Raw genomic sequence first — 19005 nt, forward strand, 5'->3', positions numbered from 1 at the left:
GGGTTCGTCGTGATCGTGGTAACGGGTGCGACCGGGAACGTGGGACGCGAATTGGTACGGATTCTGGCCGCGGGCGGTGTGCAGGTGACCGCCGTCTCCCGGCGGCCGGCGCACATGCCCGAGGGGGTCCGCCACCACCAGGGCGACCTCGCCGAGCCGGAGAGCCTGCGCCCCGCGCTGGAAGGGGCCGACGCGCTGTTCCTGCTCGTCGCCGGCGAGGACCCGCAGGGCATCCTCGAACGGGCCGGGGCCGCCGGGGTGCGCCGGGTCGTCCTGCTCTCGTCCCAGGGCGTCGGGACACGCCCGGAGGTCTACCGCCACCCCGCGCAGTTCGAGGAAGCCGTCCGCGGGGGCGGTCTGGAGTGGACGATCCTGCGCTCCGGCGGGCTGAACTCCAACGCCTACGCCTGGGCCGAGACGATCCGTACGCGGCGCACCGCCGCCGCGCCGTTCGGCGACGTCGGGCTGCCGACCGTCGACCCGGCGGATGTCGCCGAGGTCGCGGCCGCGGTCCTGCGCGATCCCGGCCACACGGGCCGGACCTACGAGCTCAACGGGCCCGCCCTGGTCACGCCGAGGGACCGGGCCGAGGCGATAGCCGCGGCCCTGGGTGAGCCCGTCCGGTTCGTCGAGCAGACCCGGGAGGAGGCCCGCGCCCAGATGCTGACCTTCATGCCGGAGCCGGTCGTGGAGGGCACCCTGGGGATCCTCGGCGAACCGCTGCCCGCCGAGCTGATACCGAGCCCCGCCGTGGAGCAGATCCTGGGCCGCGCACCCCGCCCCTTCGCCGACTGGGCCGCCCGTTCCGCCCCGGCCTTCCGCTGACCGCTGCCCCGCCCCTTCCCGCCAGGCGGGGGCCGGGCCGGATCACTGCACGCTGAACTCGTGCGGGTGGGATGGGTCTTGGGGGCAGGTGATGATGTTGAGCTTGCCGTGGTTGCCCACGACCACTCCGGTCGGAGTGTGGGCGCGGTCGTCCGGCCGTTCCTCCAGCGGGATCCAGCTCGTACCGTCCGAGTGCCACTCGTGCGTGGCGATCGTCAGGAGCAGATCCATTGCCGAGCCGCAGGTGCGGCAGTCCATCGCCCCGGGCCCGGTGAGGTTCCACGCGGCGTGGCCGCCGGCCTTCCAGCCCGGAGCGATGGAGAGGTCGCACTGGTAGCTCGGCACGGGGTCGCCGTCGCCGTCGCCGTCCGCTCCGCTCCCGTCGGCCTCGTAGGCGGCCTCCTCCTGGGCGTCCTCCCACTCCTCGACGCGGGCGCCGAGGGCTCCGGTGAGCAGCTCGATGTACGGGTACTCGGTGACCTGCTCCGGGTGGAGCGCGCAGGGGCTCGGCAGGTAGCCGTCGAAGCCGACCGGACCGGGGGCCGGGGGCTCGGCCAGGACTTGGCGCACCTCTGCGGCACGGCGCCAGCGCAGGTGCACGTACATGCCGGCACCCGTGGGCCCGTGCGCGTCGAAGGGGCACCAGAACACCTGGAGCAGATCGCCACCGTCCGGGCCGGCGGGCAGGTCGGGCACGTCCCGGCCGTAAAGCTGGGCCACGGCCAGCAGCGGCCGGGGGCCGGCCGCCGACGCGCCGCGCCCGTGCGGGGCCTCGCACACCGGCCACGGCTCGTCGGCCGGCCACAGCATCGGCCCGCCGATGTGGCTCTCGCGCACTCCGGCCGCCCCGGCACGCGGGTGCAACCGGGTCGCCGTACGGCGGTGGGCTGCCAGTTCGGGGAAGAGGGACTCCACGTCCAGGGGGCGCGGCGGCGTGGTGAAGCGCATGGGCCGAATCTACAAGCCCGCGGGGATCACACCCTTGCGGGCCAGGCGGGCGTACCAGTGGGCGCTGGAGCGCGGGGTGCGGGTCTGGGTCTCGTAGTCGACGTGCACGATGCCGAAGCGCTTGCTGTAGCCGTAGGACCACTCGAAGTTGTCCAGCAGCGACCACAGGAAGTAGCCCTCGACGGGGGCGCCGTCCGCCAAGGCACGGTGGACGGTGGCGAGATGGGCCTCCAGGTAGGCGATGCGGAGCGGGTCGTGGAGGTCCGGGGCGTAGGCCGCGCCGTTCTCGGTGACCAGCAGCGGCAGGCCGGGCGCCTCGTGGGCGAAGCGCATCAGCAGGTCGTACAGGCCGGTGGGGTCGATCGACCAGCCCATGTCGGTCCGCTCGCCCGGCGGCTGGTGGAAGGCCACCGTGTCCGCCGCGGGCCAGGGGGAGTGGGCCGTGCCGCCGTGGCCGTCGGCGCGCGGGCCGTCCTCGCCGGGGGCCGCCGACACCACCGCCGGCGTGTAGTAGTTCACGCCGAGGAATTCCAGCGGCTGGTGGATCAGCGCCTCGTCGCCCGTGCGGACGAAGGACCAGTCGGTCAGCGCGGCCGTGTCCGCGAGCAGGTCCTGCGGGTAGGCGCCGTGCAGCAGCGGCCCGGTGAAGATCCGGTTGGCGAGCGCGTCGATACGGCGCGCGGCGTCCGCATCGGCCGCCGAGCCGGTCAGCGGCCGCACCGCACTGGGGTTGAGCGCGATGCCGACCCGGGACCGGGCGGGCAGGGCGGCGGCGGCCAGGCCGTGGGCCAGGTTCAGGTGGTGGGCGGCGCGCAGCGAGTCGGCGGGGGAGGTGCGGCCCGGGGCGTGCACCCCGGAGGCGTAGCCGAGGAAGGCGCTGCACCAGGGCTCGTTGAGCGTGGTCCAGAGCTCCACCCGGTCGGCCAGCGCCTCCGCGACCTGGGCGGCGTACGAGGCGAAGGCGTAGGCCGTCTCCCGTTCGGGCCAGCCGCCCGCGGCCTCCAGCTCCTGGGGCAGGTCCCAGTGGTAGAGGGTCACGCAGGGCGTGATCCCGTGGGAGAGCAGCTCGTCCACGAGCGCGTCGTAGAAGCCGATCCCGCCGGCGAGCACGCGCGGCCAGGACACCGAGAACCGGTACGCGCCGAGCCCCAGTTCGGCCATCAGCCGGACGTCCTCGCGCCACAGCCGGTGGTGGTCGACCGCCACCTCGCCCGTGTGCCCGCCGTACACCTTCCCCGGCGTGGCGCAGAACGTGTCCCAGATCGAGGGCCCGCGCGAGGCGGCCGCGCCCTCGATCTGGAAGGCCGCCGTGGCCGTGCCCCAGAGGAATCCCTCGGGGAATCGCATGTCCGTCATCCCTTGACCGCTCCCTGCATGATGCCGCCGACGATCTGGCGGCCGAAGACGATGAACACCAGCAGCAGCGGGAGCGTGCCCAGCAGCGCGCCCGCCATGATCACCGACTGGTCCGGTATGTAGCCCCGGCCCAGCCCGGTCAGGGCCACCTGCACCGTCGGGCTGCCGTTCTGGGTCAGCGCGACGATCGGCCAGAAGAAGTCGTTCCAGGCCATGACGAAGGTGAGCATCCCCAGCACCGCCATCGCCGGCCGGGCCGCCGGGAACACCACGTGCCACATGACCCGCAGCGAGCTCGCCCCGTCGGTGCGCGCCGCCTCCACGAGTTCGATCGGCAGCGCGTGCACCAGGTACTGGCGCATGAAGAACACCCCGAAGGCGCCCACCAGGGTCGGCAGGATCACCGCCTGGAGCCGGTCGGTCCACGACAGCCGCGCGATCAGCATGTAGAGCGGCACCACGCTCAGCTGCGGCGGGATCAGCATCGTCCCGATCACGAGCGACATCAGCATCCGGCGGCCCCGGAAGCGGAGTTTGGCGAAGGCGAAGCCCGCCAGGGTGGAGAAGAGCACGGTGCCCGCGGTGACCGTGCCCGCCACGATCACGGTGTTCAGCAGGGCGGTGCCCATGTTGGCGTCCGTCCAGGCGATCTGGAGGTTGCGCCCCAGGTTCCCGCCGAACCAGAACGGCGGCGGGGTCTGGGCCAGGCGCGTGCTGTTGCGGGAGGCCGCGATCGCCGTCCACACGAGGGGGAACAGCGAGCCGGCCGTGAAGAGGCCGAGCACCAGGTACGTGAGCCGGCCCGCGCGCAGTGATCTCATCGGGAGTCCTTCCGTCCGCGCAGCAGCCGCGCCGCCCCGGCGATCAGCAGCAGGATCAGGAACATCGCCCACGCGATCGCCGAGGCCCGACCGAGGTGCAGGTTCACCCAGCCCTGCTCGTACAGGTACAGCCCGAGCGTCTGGAACTGGTGGTCCGAGCCGCCCGTCGCGCCCGACCCGCCGTTGAACAGCAGCGGCTCCCCGAACAGCTGGGTCGCCCCGATCGTCGACACGACACAGGTGAAGAAGATCGTCGGCCGCAGCGAGGGCACCGTGACGTGGCGGAACTGCTGCCAGCGCGAGGCCCCGTCCAGCGCGGCGGACTCGTAGAGCTCGCCCGGCACGGCCTGCATGGCGGCCAGGTAGATCAGCGCGTTGTAGCCGGTCCACCGCCAGATCACGATGGTGGAGACCGCCAACTGCGAGGCGAAGGTGTCGTTCTGCCAGTCCACCGCCCCGAAACCGACCGCCGAGAGCGCCCAGTTGACCATCCCGTAGTCCCGGCCGAAGAGCAGCACGAAGACGAGGGTGGCGGCCGCCACCGAGGTCGCGTACGGGGTGAGCAGCGCGACCCGGAAGAAGGCGGACCCGCGCAGCTTGTAGTTGAGCAGATGGGCCAGGCCGAGGGCGATCGCCAGCTGCGGAACCGTGGACAGCAGCCCGATGGTGAAGGTGTTGCGCAGCGCGTTCCAGAAGAACTCGTCGTCCCACAGCCGGGTGAAGTTCCTCAGCCCCACCCAGGTCATGCTGTCGGGATCGGTCAGCTCCACCTGGTGCAGCGCCGCCCAGCCGGTGTAGAGCAGCGGGAACAGCCCGAAGGCGGCGAAGAAGAGGAAGAAGGGCGCCACGAAGGCGTACGGGCTGAAGCGCAGGTCCCAGCGGTAGCGGCGCGAGCGCCACACCTGGCCCGGCCGGCCCCGGCCGCCCCCCTCCGCCGCCGGCCGCTGCGGGCCGACGGCGGAAGGGGACAGGACAGCGGTCTCGTCCGTCACTTGCGCCTCACTGGTCCAGGGCGTTGTCGATCGCCTTCACGGCGGCCTCCCAGCCCTCCTGCGGCGACCGGCCCTTCTGGTCGACCTGGAGCATGCCGATGTCGGCCAGGTTCTGCGCGATCACCAGGTCCTTCGGGCCGACCACCGTCACCGGCACCCCTTCGGCCGCCCTCGCGAAGATCTCGCCGATCGGGGCGCCGCCGAAGTACGTGTGCTGCGCGCCCGACACCGCCGGCAGCTTGTACGCGGCGCTCGCGCTCGGGAAGCTGCCCCGCTTCTCGAAGAGCTTCGCCTGCTGCGCCGGCGCCGTCAGCCAGGCCGCCAGCTTCGCCGCCTCCTCGGCGTGCTTGCCCGCCTTCGGCACGACGAGGAAGGAGCCGCCCCAGTTGCTGGGCCTGGGCGCCTGCGCCACGTCCCACTTGTCCTTGCCCGCCGGACCCGCCTTGTCCTGGATGTAGCCGAGCATCCAGGCCGGGCAGGAGACCGTCGCGAAGGAGCCGTTGGCGAAGCCCTGGTCCCAGCCCGGGGTGAACTGCTGGAGCTTGGCGCTCAGCCCGTCGGTGGCGAAGGAGGCCGCCAGGTCGAAGGCCCCGCGCACCGCCGGGTTGGTCTTGTAGACGACCTTGCCCTGCTCGTCGTAGAACCGCTGGGCGCTGCTTCCGGTCACCGCCGCCATCACACCCGACGCCGAGTCCACGAAGGCCTTTCCGTCGCCGGCCTTCGCCTTGTACGCCCGGCCCGCCTCCAGGTACTTGTTCCAGTCGCCCGCCCACAGCGCCCCGACCGCCGCCCGGTCGCTGGGCAGCCCGGCCGCCTCGAAGAGGTCCTTGCGGTAGCAGATGCCCTGCGGGCCTATGTCGGTGCCGAGGCCGACCGTGGCCCCGCCCTTCGCCGCGCTCGCCGTGCCCTGCGCCCACTTCCACGGCAGGTACGCGGCCTTGTCGACACCGGGCGCCTTGCCGAGGTCGACGAGCTTGTCGGCCTGGGTGGCGGTGATCTCGGCGATGTTGTTGACCTCGACGGCCTGGATGTCCGCGAGCCCGCTGCCCGTGCCCAGGTGGGTGAGGAGCTGGGGGTAGTAGTTCTCGTTGCGCTCGATGGAGGTCTGCTCGATCCGGATCCCGGGATTCTGCGCCATGTACTCGTCGTAGAGCCCGGCCTCCTTGAGGCCGAAGGCCCCGAAGACCCCGACGGTGAGGGTGGTCTGTGCTTTGCTGTCGCCTCTGCCGCCGCCCGGGGCGCCGGCGTCCGGCTTCTCGGCCGGGTCCTGCGCGCAACCCGCGAGCAGCAGGGCGGCCGCGCCCACCGCGGTGACCACCGTGACGAGGTTTCTTCGCACTCGGGCTTGGGCTCGCATGTGCATCCTCCCTGAAGGACGGAACGTGCCGGGTGTTCTGTGACACAGTGTGGGAGCGCTCCCACAGTCGTCAAGAGGTAGATTCACAACCGGGAGGAAGCCATGAACGGGCACGGGCGCAGCGGGGGACGGCCCACGCTGGAGGAGGTCGCGGCGCGCGCCAGGGTAGGGCGCGGCACGGTCTCCCGGGTGATCAACGGATCCCCCAAGGTCAGCGAGCATACCCGGGCTGCCGTCGAGGCGGCCGTGGCGGAGCTGGGGTACGTACCGAACCGCGCCGCGCGGGCACTGGCCGCCAACCGCAACGACGCCATCGCCCTCGTGATCCCCGAGCCCGAGGCCCGCTTCTTCGCCGAGCCCTACTTCTCCGAAGTGGTCCGCGGGGTCGGCGCCGCCCTCGCCGAGACCGACGTCCAGCTCGTCCTCACCCTGGCGGGCAGCGACCGCGAGCGCCGCCGGCTCGCCCAGTACCTGTCCGGGCACCGCGTGGACGGCGTACTGCTCGTCTCCGTCCACGCCGGGGACCCGCTGCCGGAGCTGCTGGCCGAGCTCGGCATCCCGACGGTGATCAGCGGCCGCCGCTCCGCCGACGAGACGCTCCCGTGCGTGGACTCCGACAACCTGTCGGGCGCGGCCGAGGCCGTACGCCACCTCCTCGCGCGGGGCCGCCGCACCGTCGCCACGATCACCGGACCGCTGGACGTGTACGGGGCCCAGTGCCGCCTCGACGGCTACCGGCAGGCCCTGGCCGCCGCCGGACACCAGGTCGACGAGCTGCTGATCTCGGTCGGAGACTTCACCGAGGACGGCGGCCGCCGGGCCATGCGCGAGCTGCTGGAACGCCGCCCGGGCCTCGACGCGGTCTTCGCCGCCTCGGACGTCATGGCGTCGGGCGCCCTGCGGGAGCTGCGCGCGGCCGGCCGCCGGATTCCGCAGGACGTGGCGCTGGTCGGCTTCGACGACTCGGTGGTCGCCCGGCACATGGACCCGCCGCTGACCAGCGTCCGGCAGCCGATCGAGGAGATGGGCCGCACCATGGCGCAGGTGCTGCTGGCGAGGATCGCCGGGGAGACGGCCGAGGAGTCCGTGGTGCTGCCGAACCGGCTGGTGGTCCGCGAATCCTCGTAGGAAAGCAGAAGGCCCCGGTCGCTTTCGCGATCGGGGCCTTCCCACAGGGTGAGTGACGGGACTTGAACCCGCGGCCACCTGGACCACAACCAGGTGCTCTACCAACTGAGCTACACCCACCATGTCCGGTCGGAAAACCGACCGGCCGAAGAAAAGGGTACAGGGTCCGGGAGGGTGCTCGCTCCACCCTTTCCCGCACCCCTCTCCGCGGGAGTCGCTACGCGCCCGGCACGGCGTGCTTGGCGGCGATGGACCGGGCCGTGTCCGAGTCGGGCCCGGGCTGCGGCACGAAGACCGCCTCCCGGTAGTAGCGCAGCTCGGTGATGGAGTCCTTGATGTCCGCCAGCGCCCGGTGGTTGCCGTTCTTCGGCGGGCTGTTGAAGTACGCCCGCGGGTACCAGCGGCGCGCCAGTTCCTTGACCGAGGACACGTCCACGATCCGGTAGTGCAGGTAGCTCTCCAGCGCGGCCATGTCGCGCAGCAGGAAGCCGCGGTCGGTGCCGACCGAGTTCCCGCAGAGCGGCGCCTTGCGGGGCTCCTTCACGTGCTCCCGCACGTACGCCAGGACCTGCGCCTCGGCATCCGCGAGGGTGGTCCCGCCGGCCAGCTCGTCGAGCAGGCCGGAGGCGGTGTGCATCTCGCGCACCACGTCGGGCATGGTCTCCAGGGCCGCGTCCGGCGGGCGGATCACGATGTCCACGCCTTCGCCGAGCACGTTGAGCTCCGAGTCGGTGACCAGTGCGGCCACCTCGATAAGTGCGTCGTCCGTCAACGAGAGCCCGGTCATCTCGCAGTCGATCCACACCATGCGATCGTTCATGTGTCCCACCTTATGCGGTCCCTTGCGGAGCGGACCGCATATGCGGAAGGTCCCCCATCGGCGATGACCGGTGGAGGACCTCCCTTGCCGTACCCGTGGTGGGGTTACGCGTGTTCCCGCAGGACCCGGCCCGGGGCGTACAGCTCCGTCACCGTCGGGCCCGCCGCGGCCAGGGCCGCCGCCGCCCGGTGGGGCTGCGGAGTGCGCTGGTGCGGAACCGGCCCCGACGAGATCTCGGACACCTGCGCCACGTCGGCCTGCGGCCGGCGTGCCCGGTAGGCCGAGCGGTAGGCGGCCGGGGAGGACCCCAGCTGCCGCCGGAAGTGACCCCGGAGGGCGACCGGCGAGCGGAACCCGCAGCGCCCGGCGACCTCGTCGACCGAGTAGTCGGAGGTCTCCAGCAGCCGCTGCGCCTGGAGCACCCGCTGGGTGATCAGCCACTGCAGCGGCGCACTGCCGGTGAGCGAGCGGAACCGGCGGTCGAAGGTGCGCCTGCTCATGTAGGCGCGGGCCGCCAGGGTCTCCACGTCGAACTGCTCGTGGAGGTGCTCCAGCGCCCAGGCGACGACCTCGGCCAGCGGGTCGGCGCCGATCTCCTCCGGCAGGGACCGGTCGAGATACCGCTCCTGTCCGCCCGTGCGGCGCGGCGGCACGACGAGCCTGCGGGCCAGGGCCCCGGCCGCCTCGCTGCCGTGGTCCGTGCGCACGATGTGCAGGCACAGGTCGATTCCGGCAGCGGTGCCCGCGGACGTGAGCACGTCGCCGTCGTCGACGAACAGTTCGCGCGGATCGACGTGGACGGACGGGTAGCGCTTGGCCAGCGTCGGCGCGTACATCCAGTGCGTCGTCGCGGGCCGGCCGTCCAGCAGACCGGCGGCGGCGAGCACGAAGGCTCCCGTGCACAGTCCGACGATCCGGGCCCCCTCCTCGTGCGCCAGACGCAGTGCGTCCAACGCCTCCGGAGGCGGCGGTGATGTGATGGAGCGCCAGGCGGGAACGACGACCGTGCCTGCCCGGGCGATCGCCTCCAACCCGTACGGCGCGGTCAGTTCGAGTCCGCCGGTGGTCCTGAGCGGACCGTCCTCACCGGCGCACACGAGCAGTCGATAGCGTGGAACTCCCGCGTCCTGCCGGTCAATGCCGAACACGGAAAGTGGAATGGAGCTCTCGAAGATCGGTCCGCCGCTGAAGAGCAGCACCGCGACGATCTCCCTGCGGCGACGCCCCGCGAGCTTCCGGCCGGCGTCTGTGACGACGGCGGTGGAATCCTGGCTCATGGCGCTAAGCCCCCCTTGGGTGTCGCGACTCCTTGGTCTGGTCGCACCTGCACGTTTCCCCTCGGCCTTGCACGTGGCTCCCCCGCCGTAAATACATGATCGAATCTACTGCGTCCCGTGGTGTCGGCGTGACAAGTTCAGCACGCAGCGCTATGTCGACTTCTCAACTTGGCGAAAAGCATTCGATCAGTAAGCGTTCCGCTCCGCTACCCGAATGGGAAGTCCGCCCACCGGCCGTGGCCAGTACCCGTAGGGCCGCTACGCCCCCCGGGGCTCGTAGTCGCTGGTGGTGAGGGGGGTGGGGGGACATTCCGGCAAGGGGGGCGCCCTGCCGGGAAGTTGGCTGAAAACATGCGTGTGTGGGTGTGCGAATGAGTCAGTCGTGCGGGGACCCGGCGCCGGAGCCGTGGCAGCCGCGGCGGTTCCCGGCCCCGCCGCGCGAGTGCCGGCGGCGGCGGGAGGGCGCAGGCCGCTCCTCCGCCAGGACCCGGGCCGCCGCCCGCTCGTTCTTCTCCGAGTGGCGCAGCAGGGCCCGGCACGCGGCCGTCACGGCGAGCAGTCCGAGGGTCGCGACGGCCGCCCCGCCGAAGGAGGTTCCGTAGACGACGAGGACCACGGGGACGAGCAGGCAGCTGAAGGCGGCCCAGCGCACCACGTCACCCGCAGGGTCGTCATGGGCGCGTCCGGCGGACTGCACGGACGGGTGAAGGGCCGGGTGGAGTCCGGGGCGCGGCGACGGGGTGAAGTGCGGGCCCGCGTCGGCGGGATGGAGGGACCGGACGGACTGCGTCGGCTGAGCTGGCTGGACGGGGTGAACCGGATGACCGGGCACGGCGTGCTCCCTGCGGGCTCTTCCTGGACGGTCGGACTCGTGTCCAACGCCGCGCGGCGCGGCTCGGTCACTGCGCGCAAGGGTTGCGGGGCCCCACTCGTCACTGGCTGTAGGGGACAGTGGCCATTGCCAAGGAGCGCTCGCTCCGGCATGCTCCCTGGGACGCTCTCCAAGGGCGGCAAGCCCTGTGCAGGACAGGAGTGTCGCCGTACCCTGGTGGGTATGGGCTTGGGAAGATGCTTCCCGGACAGAGCTCCGTCACACTGTGTCGCCGATTTCGCCCCTGTTGCTTCCTCCAAGGACCTCTTCGCCGAGATACCCATGGCCGGTCACGAATTCTCCGAACCCGCGGACCGCAAGCGCAAACGCCTCGCCGACCCCGCGTCGGCCGCCGATCTGCGTGCGGTGGAACAGACACGTCTGCCCTGCGATCCGGCCTTCCGGCACGGAGTCGTGGTGGGATTCGACGGATCCACGTCCAGTGAGCGCGCCCTCGCGTACGCGATCGGCATGGCCCGGCGCTCCGGATCGGGTCTGATCATCGTCCATGTCGCCAACCGGCTGCCCACCACCGTGTGGGCGGGGTGCGAGCCGCCGGTCTTCGTGGACGTGCCGGACCACCGCACCGAGGTGCTCGGGCTGGAGCTCGCCTGCGCGGACTACCTGGCGGAAGTGCCGTGGATCCTGGTCGAGCGGGGCGGTGACATCTGCCATGAGCTCGAGGAGGTCGGCCGGGAGTATTCGGCCGACGCCATCGTGGTGGGCTCCACGCACGGGATCGTGGGCCGGATCTTCGGATCGGTGGCCGGCCGTCTGGCCAAGCGCGCGCAGCGACCGGTTGTTGTCATTCCGTGACCCCCTGTTAAGTCGATTGTGCGGTTGTGCCCTCGTGTAAAGGGTAGATAAATGCTGCTGGGACGCAGCAAACAACTGCAGATCGAAGGGAGCCCGCCGTGGACAATGGTGTCTCTGCGGGAAGCACGGCCTCGACTTCGACCCTCGGGAACATCGCCCTGGGTCTCACCCTTCTCGCATTCGGTATCGGCCACACCGGTGTCATCGACGGAGTGTCCGCTGCCAGCTCCGTGTCGCTCGCGATGTACGTCGGCGGCGCGGCCCTGTTCCTCCTCGGGCTCCTCGAGTACCGCGGCGGCAACGGGTTCAACGGCACCGCGTTCGCGGGCCTCGGCATCTTCTGGTTCACGTGGGCCAAGGGCGCGGGGGCTTCGGTCTCCGACGAAGCCGCCGGAACGTTTCTTGTCCTGTTCGCGATGCTCGCGCTGACCCTCACGGTCGCCGCCGCGGGCGGTCTGTTCAGCCAGGGCGTCTACGGCCTGCTGACCCTGTCGCTCGTCCTGCTGGCCATAGGTTCGTTCATGGACAGCGGCGGGCTCGCCAAGGCGGGCGGCTGGGTCGCCGCCGTGTCCGGGCTGCTGGCCTGGTACGGGGCCACCGCGGCCCTGGCGCACTGGCCGATGGCCGTGGGCAAGTCCCGGCGCGGCGCGGTCGCCGCGAGCTGAGCACCACCGGGATCCGCGCGGATCCGCAGGGATTTCGCAGGGGTCCGAAGGGGTCGACCCCCGTGCGCACGGCGCACGGGGGTCGACTCATGTGACGGGGGCCGTCGGCTACTCGACGGTGACCGACTTCGCCAGGTTGCGCGGCTTGTCGATGTCCCGGCCCATGGCCAGGGCCGTGTGGTACGCCAGCAGCTGGAGCGGGATGCCCATCAGGATCGGGTCCAGCTCGTCCTCGTTCTTCGGGACCACGATGGTGTGGTCCGCCTTCTCCTGCTCGCGGTGGGCGACCGCCAGGATCCGGCCACTGCGGGCCTTGATCTCCTCCAGCGCCGCGCGGTTCTTCTCGAGCAGGTCGTCGTCCGGGACGATCGCGACCGTCGGCAGCGAGGGCTCGATCAGGGCGAGGGGACCGTGCTTGAGCTCGGAGGCCGGGTAGGCCTCGGCGTGGATGTAGGAGATCTCCTTCAGCTTGAGGGAGGCCTCCAGGGCCACCGGGTAGCCGCGCACCCGGCCGATGAACATCATCGACTTGGCCTCGGCGAACTCGGCGGCCAGCTTCTTGATGTCCTCTTCGCCGTCGAGGATCTCCTGGATCTGCGCGGGCAGCTTGCGCAGGCCCTCGATGATCCGCTTGCCGTCGGTGACGGAGAGGTCCCGGATGCGGCCCAGGTGCACGGCGAGCAGCGCGAAGGCCACGACCGTGTTGGTGAAGCACTTGGTGGAGACGACGCAGACCTCGGGGCCGGCGTGCACGTACACGCCGCCGTCGGCCTCGCGGGCGATCGCGGAGCCGACCACGTTGACCACGCCGAGGACGCGGGCGCCCTTGCGCTTGAGCTCCTGCACGGCCGCGAGCACGTCGTAGGTCTCACCGGACTGCGACACCGCGATGTAGAGGGTGTCGGGGTCCACGACCGGGTTGCGATAGCGGAACTCGGAGGCCGGCTCGGCGTCCGCGGGGATGCGGGCCATCCCCTCGATGAGGCCGGCGCCGATGAGGCCCGCGTGGTAGGAGGTGCCGCAGCCGAGGATCTTGACCCGGCGGATGCCGCGCGCCTCGCGCGGGTCCAGGTTCAGGCCGCCCAGGTGCACGGTGTTGAAGCGGTCGTCGATCCGGCCGCGCAGCACGCGGTCGACCGCGTCGGGCTGCTCGGAGATCTCCTTGTGCATGTACGTGTCGTGGCCGCCCATGTCGTAGGAGGCGGCCTCCCACTCCACGGTCTCCGGCGTGGCGGTGGTGGTGGCACCGCTGGTGGTGTAGGTGCGGAAGTCGTCGGCCTTGAGGGTGGCCATCTCGCCGTCGTCGAGGGTGACGACCTGGCGGGTGTGCGCGACCAGGGCGGCGACGTCCGAGGCGACGAACATCTCCTTCTCGCCGATGCCCAGGACGACCGGGGAGCCGTTGCGGGCGACGACGATGCGGTCGGCGAAGTCGGCGTGCATGACGGCGATGCCGTAGGTGCCCTCGATCGCCTTGACGGCCTCGCGGACCTTCTCCTCCAGGGAGTCGGCCTCGGAGCGGGCGATCAGGTGGACGATGACCTCGGTGTCGGTCTCCGACACGAAGACGACGCCGTCGGCCTCGAGCTTGGCGCGCAGCTCGGAGGCGTTGTCGACGATGCCGTTGTGGACGACGGCGACCTTGTTCTCGGCGTCCAGGTGCGGGTGCGAGTTGATGTCGCTCGGGGCGCCGTGCGTGGCCCAGCGGGTGTGGGCGATGCCGGTGGTGCCGGTGAAGCGCTTGGGAACGCGGGACTCCAGCTCGCGGACGCGGCCCTTGGCCTTGACCACCTTCAGGGTGGACGCCTTCGGGCTGTTCACGACGATGCCGGCGGAGTCGTATCCGCGGTACTCCAGCCGCTGCAGGCCCTCCAGCAGCAGCGGTGCCACGTCACGCTTGCCGATGTAACCGACGATTCCGCACATACGGTTTTGCCCCTCCTGAAGTTCGGTTCGTGTACTCGCCCACAGCCGCGCCCGCGGCCGCCGGCTCAGCCGTAGACGATGCGGCGCAGCTGCCGGAGCGAGAGCTCCGGAGGCGCCACGGCGCGGTGCGGCAGCTCGGCCGCGATCCGCTCGAAGATCTCCGCGTTGACCGCTCCGCCGGACTGCAGTTCCCGGTGGCGGCGGCGGACGAACTCCTCGGTCGTCTCGTCGAAGTAGGCGAGCACGTCGAGCACCACCCGGGCGGCCTCGCCGCGCTGCAGCGCGGTGCTGCGCACCAGGTGGTCGACGAGGTCGTCATGCGACGGGCGGCGATCGAGCACTCGTAGATATTGGCGGCTAATGGCGCCGAACGCAAAGATCCTGCCCGAAATCGGGCAGGATCCTCCTGGTCTGGACCAGGGAGCGGGTCGGTCCGGTTAGAAACGCTGCAAAACAGCCTGTTTCGCCGCGGCGAACTCCTCGGCCGTCAGGATTCCCGCCTGGTGCAGATCGCCCAGCTCGCGCAGCCGCCGCAGCAGTGCGTCGTGGTCCTCGGCGGGGGCGGCCGTCGGGGAGAGCCCCGCGGGCGCGGCGACCGCGTCGGCCGGGCCCTCCTGGGGCGCCGCCGGGTGGGGCATCCGTACGGCCACGGCCGCCGCGACCAGGGCCATCAGCGGGTCCTTCTTGAAGCCGAAGAGCTCCACGGTGTGCGGGTCGTACTTGGGCGCCGGGGCCGGCGGGGCGCCCGTCAGGGTGAAGCGCAGCCAGCCGTTCTCCAGGCCCTTCGACGGGGACCACTCCACCGTGCGCAGATCGGCGATCCGGAATTCCCGCGGTCCGCCGGAGCGCTTGGCCTCCTCCGTGGTCCAGTTCCAGTCCAGGGCCACCCGGTCGCCGTCGAAGGCCGCCGTCCCGTCGCCCGCGCCCACCGCGATCGGCACCGGCGGCCCCGGCAGCAGGTACGTGTCCACCGGGCCGAGGTCCACCTGGTCCAGCAGCAGGGCGTTGCGGACCTCGTCCACGAAGTACTCCGCGACCCCGCTGCGGTCCGACTCCACGGTCAGCCGGTACGGGTCGGATGCCTCCGGCAGTCGTCCGCCCGTCACCTGGAGCAGTGGGTCCGCGCCGTCACGCAGCCGGAGCCGGAGCCGGCCCGCCTTGCGGCTCGGCTCGTACGAGATCCCCGCGAGCGCGCGCAGCGGCACGACCACCTCGCCGAGGGTCTGCCGCAACAGTGCCACCCCCTTGTCGCGGCCCGGCACGATGCGCACCGCGTCCCCGTCGAAGCTCCAAGTGCCGTCCTTCTGGATGATTTCCGCCATCCGGCGATTCTCCCACCGTCACGGACGGGCCAGTTGGCCTATACCTGGGCCATGAGAGTCCTGCGACTGCGACGCACGCTCGGCACCCTCCTCGCCCTCGGTGCCCTCGGTGGTTCCGTTTCCTGCACCACCGCCCACGGGGACGACGCCAGACCCGGCGACGATCCGCCCGCGGCCCTCGCCCCCTTCGAGCGGCTGCTGCCGGCGCCGCTCTCCGCGCGCGCCGAAGGGCCCGGCTACTCCTTCGGGGCCGGCACGGTCATCCGTACCGGCCGGGGGGCGGACGAGGAGGTCCGCCGGGTGGGCGAGCTCCTCGCGGAGCAGCTGCGCGGCCCGAGCGGGCTGCCGCTGCCGGTGGTCGACGGGGCGCAGGGCGACGGGATCCGGCTCGGCATCGACGAGGAGGCCGAGGGGCTGGGCGAAGAGGGGTACCGGCTGGAGTCCGGTCCCGGCGGGATCACCCTCACCGCGCGGACCCCGGCCGGCCTCTTCCGCGCGGGGCAGACGCTGCGGCAGCTGGTGCCGGTGGCCGGCCCCGGGACGGTGCCGGGCGGGACGGTCACCGACCGGCCGCGCTTCGCGTACCGGGGGGCGATGGTCGACATCGCGCGGCACTTCTTCTCGGTGGAGCAGGTCAAGCGGTACGTGGACCAGCTCGCCCAGTACAAGGTCAACACGCTGCACGTGCACCTGACCGACGACCAGGGGTGGCGGCTCGCGGTCGACTCCTGGCCGCGGCTGGCGGAGTACGGGGGCGGCAGCGAGGTCGGCGGCGGCCCCGGCGGGCACTGGACGAAGGAGGAGTACCGGGAGCTGGTGGCCTACGCGGGGGAGCGGTACGTGGACGTGGTCCCGGAGATCGACATGCCGGGGCACGTGAACGCGGCGCTCGCCTCCTATCCGGAGCTGACCTGCGACGGGAAGGCCCCGGACCGGTACACCGGGACGAAGGTGGGCTTCAGCTCGCTGTGCGTCGGCAAGGAGCGGACGTACGAGTTCATCGACGAGGTGCTCGGCGAGCTGGCGGCGCTGACCCCGGGCCGCTACCTGCACATCGGCGGCGACGAGGCGCACGCGACGCCGGCGGCGGACTACGCGGCCTTCATGGACCGGGCGCAGGCGGTGGTGGGCCGGTACGGGAAGACGGTGATGGCCTGGCACCAGCTGGCGGCGGCGCGGCCGGCGCAGGGGGCGGTGCTGCAGTACTGGGGCCACGACAAGACCGCGGCCGCGGACCGGGCGGCCGTGGTGGCGGCGGCGAAGGCGGGGCACCGGCTGGTCCTGTCGCCGGCGGACCGGCTGTATCTGGACATGAAGTACGAGGCGGCGACGAAGCCGGGGCTGGCGTGGGCCGGGTACGTACCGGTGCGGCGGGCGTACTCCTGGAACCCGGGGGCCTATCTGGCCGGGGTCCCGGAGTCCGCCGTCCTGGGCGTGGAGGCCCCGCTGTGGACGGAGAACGTCGCGACGCGGGCCGACTGGGAGCTGATGGCGTTCCCGCGGGTCCTGGGCCTGGCGGAGCTCGGCTGGTCCCCGGCGGGCTCGCTGGACTGGCCCTCGTACAGCCGTCGCCTGGCGGCCCAGCAGCCCCGCCTCGACGCGCAGGGCATCGGCTTCTACCGGGCCCCGGACGTGCCGTGGGCGCAGTAACTAGAAAATATTTCTAGAAATCGACTCCACGGCATCCTTCTGCCCGGCCACACTGGGAACCGGGCGGGCCGCGGGGGCGTCCGAAGAGCCGGAGGCGGCTTCCGCGGGCACGGGGGTGCTGCGGAAGCCGCCTCCGCCGGTGTCCTTGCCGCCCCGGAGCGTGCGCCCGCCGTCGGCCCCCGGCCCGCGCCCGTCAGAGCTGCTGTTGATCAGCGTCGGGCGGGAGGAGGCAGGGGGTGTTGACGGACAGGGTCAGCGTGTCCTCGGTCACGTCGCCGACGGAGACGTACTGCTTGTCCTTCGGATGCTCCGCCTGCACCAGATAGGCTCCGCGCTCCTGCCCGGGGCCTTCCTGATAGCCGACGATCTCGAAACCCTGGGCCTTGAGTTCGTCCCGCAGCGCCCTCATGGCCTCGGCGTACTGGGCGCGAGGAAGCTTGGCGCGCGCGTCGTACATCAGCGTGAACCGGCCGTCGTGGGCCGTCTCGCCCTTCTTGCCGGTGCAGTTGGTGAAATTCGCCCTGGGCGTGCCCGAAACGATCTCGGACTTGGTCGTGCGAGCCATGGAGTCGACCCAGTGCTGCGCCCAAGTCTCAGCCCTTTCCCTGCTCATACGGGGAAGCGGATCGTTGGCGCCACTGTCTGACATGCATCCTCCGAGCAGCAGTGTGAGGGCGAGGACAAGGGAGGCCCTGCGCATCGTGGGCATGGGTCGTGGTCTCCTTCGGATCACGAGCGCGGCTGTGTCTGGGGCCGGATTCCGGCGATGATGCGGCCTTGGTTGTCCAGGCTCTTGCTGCCGTCGTCCCAGTAGCCGCTGTGTCCTTCGGTGTCCACATACATTCTCTGGGCCCCGAATTCCGGGTCCTTGGGGTCCACCCCGAGCGTGAGTCCCGAGGTGTGGTTGGAGACGAAGTCGTCGGGGGCGGCTCCGACCCACAGGTGTCGGGGATTCACGTGCAGCTGATCGGCACGATCCACGGTGAGGCCGGGGCTGCCGACGACGAGGACGTCGTCCGCGCCCAGACCGGATCCGCCGGCATCGGCCGCTCCGGTCATGGTGGACCCGTAACTGTGGCCGATGACGCTCAGGTGCCCGCGCTCACCCTCGTGTGCGGCCCGGAGGCCGTGAGTGAAGTCCCGCAGGTCCTTCCGCCCCCGCTTGCGCCCGGCTCCGGCTTGCGACGGTGTTGTCCATTTCGGGGGCGTTGTAGTCCATCCAGCTGATCACGGAGACATCGTCTCCGTGCCCCTCGCTCCACTTTCCCGACGCGTCCTGCAGTTTGTCGATGCGGTCCAGCTGACCGTCGTAGTTGTCCAGCTGGTTGTCCGTCCCCGGCACGAGGACCGACGTGTGCCGGGCGGTGTCCGGGTTGCCCAGCGCCACGATGGCGCGCCCGTCGCTCTCGGTGCCGAAGCCGAGGAGGTACATCTGCTTGCGGTCCGGGCCGGTGTCCGACTTCTCCAGCCGGACTTTGAGCGAGGTCAGGGACCTGTTCATGCTCCGGTCGTGGTAGCCGAGGCTTCCCTCCCGCACCGCGTAGTCGTTCAGGCGCAAGTCGAGGGTGTCGCGATTGGCCTGATCGCGGACGGGTGCGGGCAGGCCGTCCAGAGTGCCGATCCGGTCCGGGTAGGCGGCGAGGAAGAATCCCCGTTGCTCCTCGTTCAGGCCGGCCCACCAGTCCTTGGACCGCTGTGGGTCCTTGCCGTCCGGGATGTCCTTCGGGTTGATGCCGGCGAACTCGGCGACACGCGCCACGTCCTCCTCCGCGTGCGCGCCGCCGTAGCGCTTGTCGAGGTCGAAGGGGTCCAACTGGTGGAGCGCGTCTGCGGCGGTCTGGCTGGCCGTCCTGGCTTCCTCCACCGCGGCGTCGATCCGGGCACGGAACCCGCCCAGGCCGGCGTTGGCCTCCCGCTGCAGGCCCGCGTAGTCGGGATCGTTGTGGTACTTGGGGTCGACCGCCTGCTTGGACTCGACCCAGCCGTCGTCACGGACCTTGTGCCCGGCCGCCTCGGCATCCTTGACCGCGTTGCGCAGATTGCGCTGGGCGTTCTGCATCTTCGTGCTGAGCGCGTCGAGGAGGGTGGCTATCAGGCGGGCGTTGACCTCTGCCGTGTTCAGCTTGGTCTCCGTCGCCTCCATGGCCGCGAAGCCGTAGGTGGCGCTGACACCAGCCCACCCGGCCTTGTGCAGCGGGCCGGTCACGCGCTTGCGGCTGCCGTTTCTGCGT

At 71.4% G+C, this 19005-nt stretch carries 19 protein-coding genes and 1 tRNA gene; 5 read left to right on the plus strand and 15 right to left on the minus strand.

Features of this window, described 5'->3' with window-relative positions:
• The first annotated feature begins 9 nt into the window (after positions 1 to 9).
• Positions 10 to 825, plus strand: a complete 816-nt coding sequence (locus RIU97_RS25945) for an SDR family oxidoreductase (protein ID WP_404959999.1) — start codon at positions 10 to 12, stop codon at positions 823 to 825.
• Between the two features lie 42 nt (positions 826 to 867).
• On the opposite strand, the gene RIU97_RS25950 is transcribed toward RIU97_RS25945, so the two are convergent.
• The 5 genes from RIU97_RS25950 to RIU97_RS25970 are packed head-to-tail and all read right to left on the minus strand — an operon-like array spanning position 868 to position 6299.
• Positions 868 to 1773 (minus strand): hypothetical protein, encoded by a 906-nt coding sequence (locus RIU97_RS25950; protein WP_404960000.1) that lies wholly within the window; start codon positions 1771 to 1773, stop codon positions 868 to 870.
• A gap of 9 nt (positions 1774 to 1782) precedes the next feature.
• A complete protein-coding gene (locus RIU97_RS25955; RefSeq protein WP_404960001.1) occupies positions 1783 to 3129 on the minus strand; it encodes a GH1 family beta-glucosidase in 1347 nt (448 codons plus the stop codon).
• Positions 3126 to 3950 (minus strand): carbohydrate ABC transporter permease, encoded by an 825-nt coding sequence (locus RIU97_RS25960; RefSeq protein ID WP_327414150.1) that lies wholly within the window; start codon positions 3948 to 3950, stop codon positions 3126 to 3128. The genes RIU97_RS25955 and RIU97_RS25960 overlap by 4 nt, the downstream gene beginning before the upstream one ends.
• The gene (locus RIU97_RS25965) at positions 3947 to 4942 is read right to left on the minus strand and encodes a carbohydrate ABC transporter permease (protein WP_404960002.1); all 996 of its coding nucleotides are present in this window, start codon (positions 4940 to 4942) and stop codon (positions 3947 to 3949) included. Before RIU97_RS25965 ends, RIU97_RS25960 begins: the two co-directional genes overlap by 4 nt.
• Before the next feature lie 7 nt (positions 4943 to 4949).
• On the minus strand, positions 4950 to 6299 hold the full coding sequence (locus tag RIU97_RS25970) for an ABC transporter substrate-binding protein (protein ID WP_404960004.1): 1350 nt from the start codon (positions 6297 to 6299) through the stop codon (positions 4950 to 4952).
• Positions 6300 to 6401: 102 nt separating this feature from the next.
• Between RIU97_RS25970 and RIU97_RS25975 the strand changes: the two genes are divergently transcribed.
• Positions 6402 to 7427 carry a LacI family DNA-binding transcriptional regulator gene (locus RIU97_RS25975; protein ID WP_404960005.1) on the plus strand — a complete coding sequence of 342 codons (1026 nt, stop codon included), beginning with the start codon at positions 6402 to 6404 and terminating at the stop codon, positions 7425 to 7427.
• Positions 7428 to 7474: 47 nt separating this feature from the next.
• On the opposite strand, the gene RIU97_RS25980 is transcribed toward RIU97_RS25975, so the two are convergent.
• The 4 genes from RIU97_RS25980 to RIU97_RS25995 form a co-directional block, all read right to left on the minus strand.
• Positions 7475 to 7547 (minus strand) — tRNA-His (locus tag RIU97_RS25980).
• Positions 7548 to 7644: 97 nt separating this feature from the next.
• Complete coding sequence (orn, locus tag RIU97_RS25985) at positions 7645 to 8247, minus strand: oligoribonuclease (protein WP_189737213.1); 603 nt, start codon at positions 8245 to 8247, stop codon at positions 7645 to 7647.
• Between the two features lie 104 nt (positions 8248 to 8351).
• Entirely contained in the window at positions 8352 to 9524 is a 1173-nt protein-coding gene (locus RIU97_RS25990) for a helix-turn-helix domain-containing protein (protein ID WP_404960006.1), read from the minus strand.
• A 376-nt stretch (positions 9525 to 9900) separates the two neighbouring features.
• On the minus strand, positions 9901 to 10356 hold the full coding sequence (locus RIU97_RS25995; RefSeq protein ID WP_404960007.1) for a hypothetical protein: 456 nt from the start codon (positions 10354 to 10356) through the stop codon (positions 9901 to 9903).
• A 321-nt stretch (positions 10357 to 10677) separates the two neighbouring features.
• On the opposite strand from RIU97_RS25995, the gene RIU97_RS26000 reads away from it, so the two are divergent.
• Both RIU97_RS26000 and RIU97_RS26005 read left to right on the plus strand, forming a co-directional pair.
• A complete protein-coding gene (locus RIU97_RS26000) occupies positions 10678 to 11211 on the plus strand; it encodes a universal stress protein (RefSeq protein ID WP_319722977.1) in 534 nt (177 codons plus the stop codon).
• Between the two features lie 98 nt (positions 11212 to 11309).
• Positions 11310 to 11876 (plus strand): acetate uptake transporter, encoded by a 567-nt coding sequence (locus RIU97_RS26005; RefSeq protein WP_404960008.1) that lies wholly within the window; start codon positions 11310 to 11312, stop codon positions 11874 to 11876.
• A 108-nt stretch (positions 11877 to 11984) separates the two neighbouring features.
• On the opposite strand, the gene glmS is transcribed toward RIU97_RS26005, so the two are convergent.
• The 3 genes from glmS to RIU97_RS26020 all read right to left on the minus strand — a co-directional run bounded on the left by glmS (position 11985) and on the right by RIU97_RS26020 (position 15124).
• The gene (gene glmS, locus RIU97_RS26010; protein ID WP_327414143.1) at positions 11985 to 13802 is read right to left on the minus strand and encodes a glutamine--fructose-6-phosphate transaminase (isomerizing); all 1818 of its coding nucleotides are present in this window, start codon (positions 13800 to 13802) and stop codon (positions 11985 to 11987) included.
• Positions 13803 to 13867: 65 nt separating this feature from the next.
• A complete protein-coding gene (locus RIU97_RS26015; protein ID WP_030008735.1) occupies positions 13868 to 14143 on the minus strand; it encodes a hypothetical protein in 276 nt (91 codons plus the stop codon).
• A 96-nt stretch (positions 14144 to 14239) separates the two neighbouring features.
• On the minus strand, positions 14240 to 15124 hold the full coding sequence (locus RIU97_RS26020; RefSeq protein WP_404960010.1) for a DUF4429 domain-containing protein: 885 nt from the start codon (positions 15122 to 15124) through the stop codon (positions 14240 to 14242).
• Positions 15125 to 15175: 51 nt separating this feature from the next.
• On the opposite strand from RIU97_RS26020, the gene RIU97_RS26025 reads away from it, so the two are divergent.
• Positions 15176 to 16774 carry a beta-N-acetylhexosaminidase gene (locus RIU97_RS26025; protein ID WP_404960011.1) on the plus strand — a complete coding sequence of 533 codons (1599 nt, stop codon included), beginning with the start codon at positions 15176 to 15178 and terminating at the stop codon, positions 16772 to 16774.
• 193 nt (positions 16775 to 16967) lie between these two features.
• On the opposite strand, the gene RIU97_RS26030 is transcribed toward RIU97_RS26025, so the two are convergent.
• From RIU97_RS26030 to RIU97_RS26040, 3 genes are all read right to left on the minus strand, one after another.
• On the minus strand, positions 16968 to 17339 hold the full coding sequence (locus RIU97_RS26030) for a hypothetical protein (protein ID WP_404960012.1): 372 nt from the start codon (positions 17337 to 17339) through the stop codon (positions 16968 to 16970).
• Between the two features lie 164 nt (positions 17340 to 17503).
• On the minus strand, positions 17504 to 17920 hold the full coding sequence (locus RIU97_RS26035; RefSeq protein ID WP_404962941.1) for an alpha/beta hydrolase: 417 nt from the start codon (positions 17918 to 17920) through the stop codon (positions 17504 to 17506).
• Complete coding sequence (locus tag RIU97_RS26040) at positions 17877 to 18980, minus strand: alpha/beta hydrolase (RefSeq protein WP_404960014.1); 1104 nt, start codon at positions 18978 to 18980, stop codon at positions 17877 to 17879. The genes RIU97_RS26035 and RIU97_RS26040 overlap by 44 nt, the downstream gene beginning before the upstream one ends.
• Positions 18981 to 19005 lie beyond the last annotated feature (25 nt).

The organism is Streptomyces sp. 147326 (assembly GCF_045000215.1).
Classification (GTDB): Bacteria; Actinomycetota; Actinomycetes; order Streptomycetales; family Streptomycetaceae; genus Streptomyces.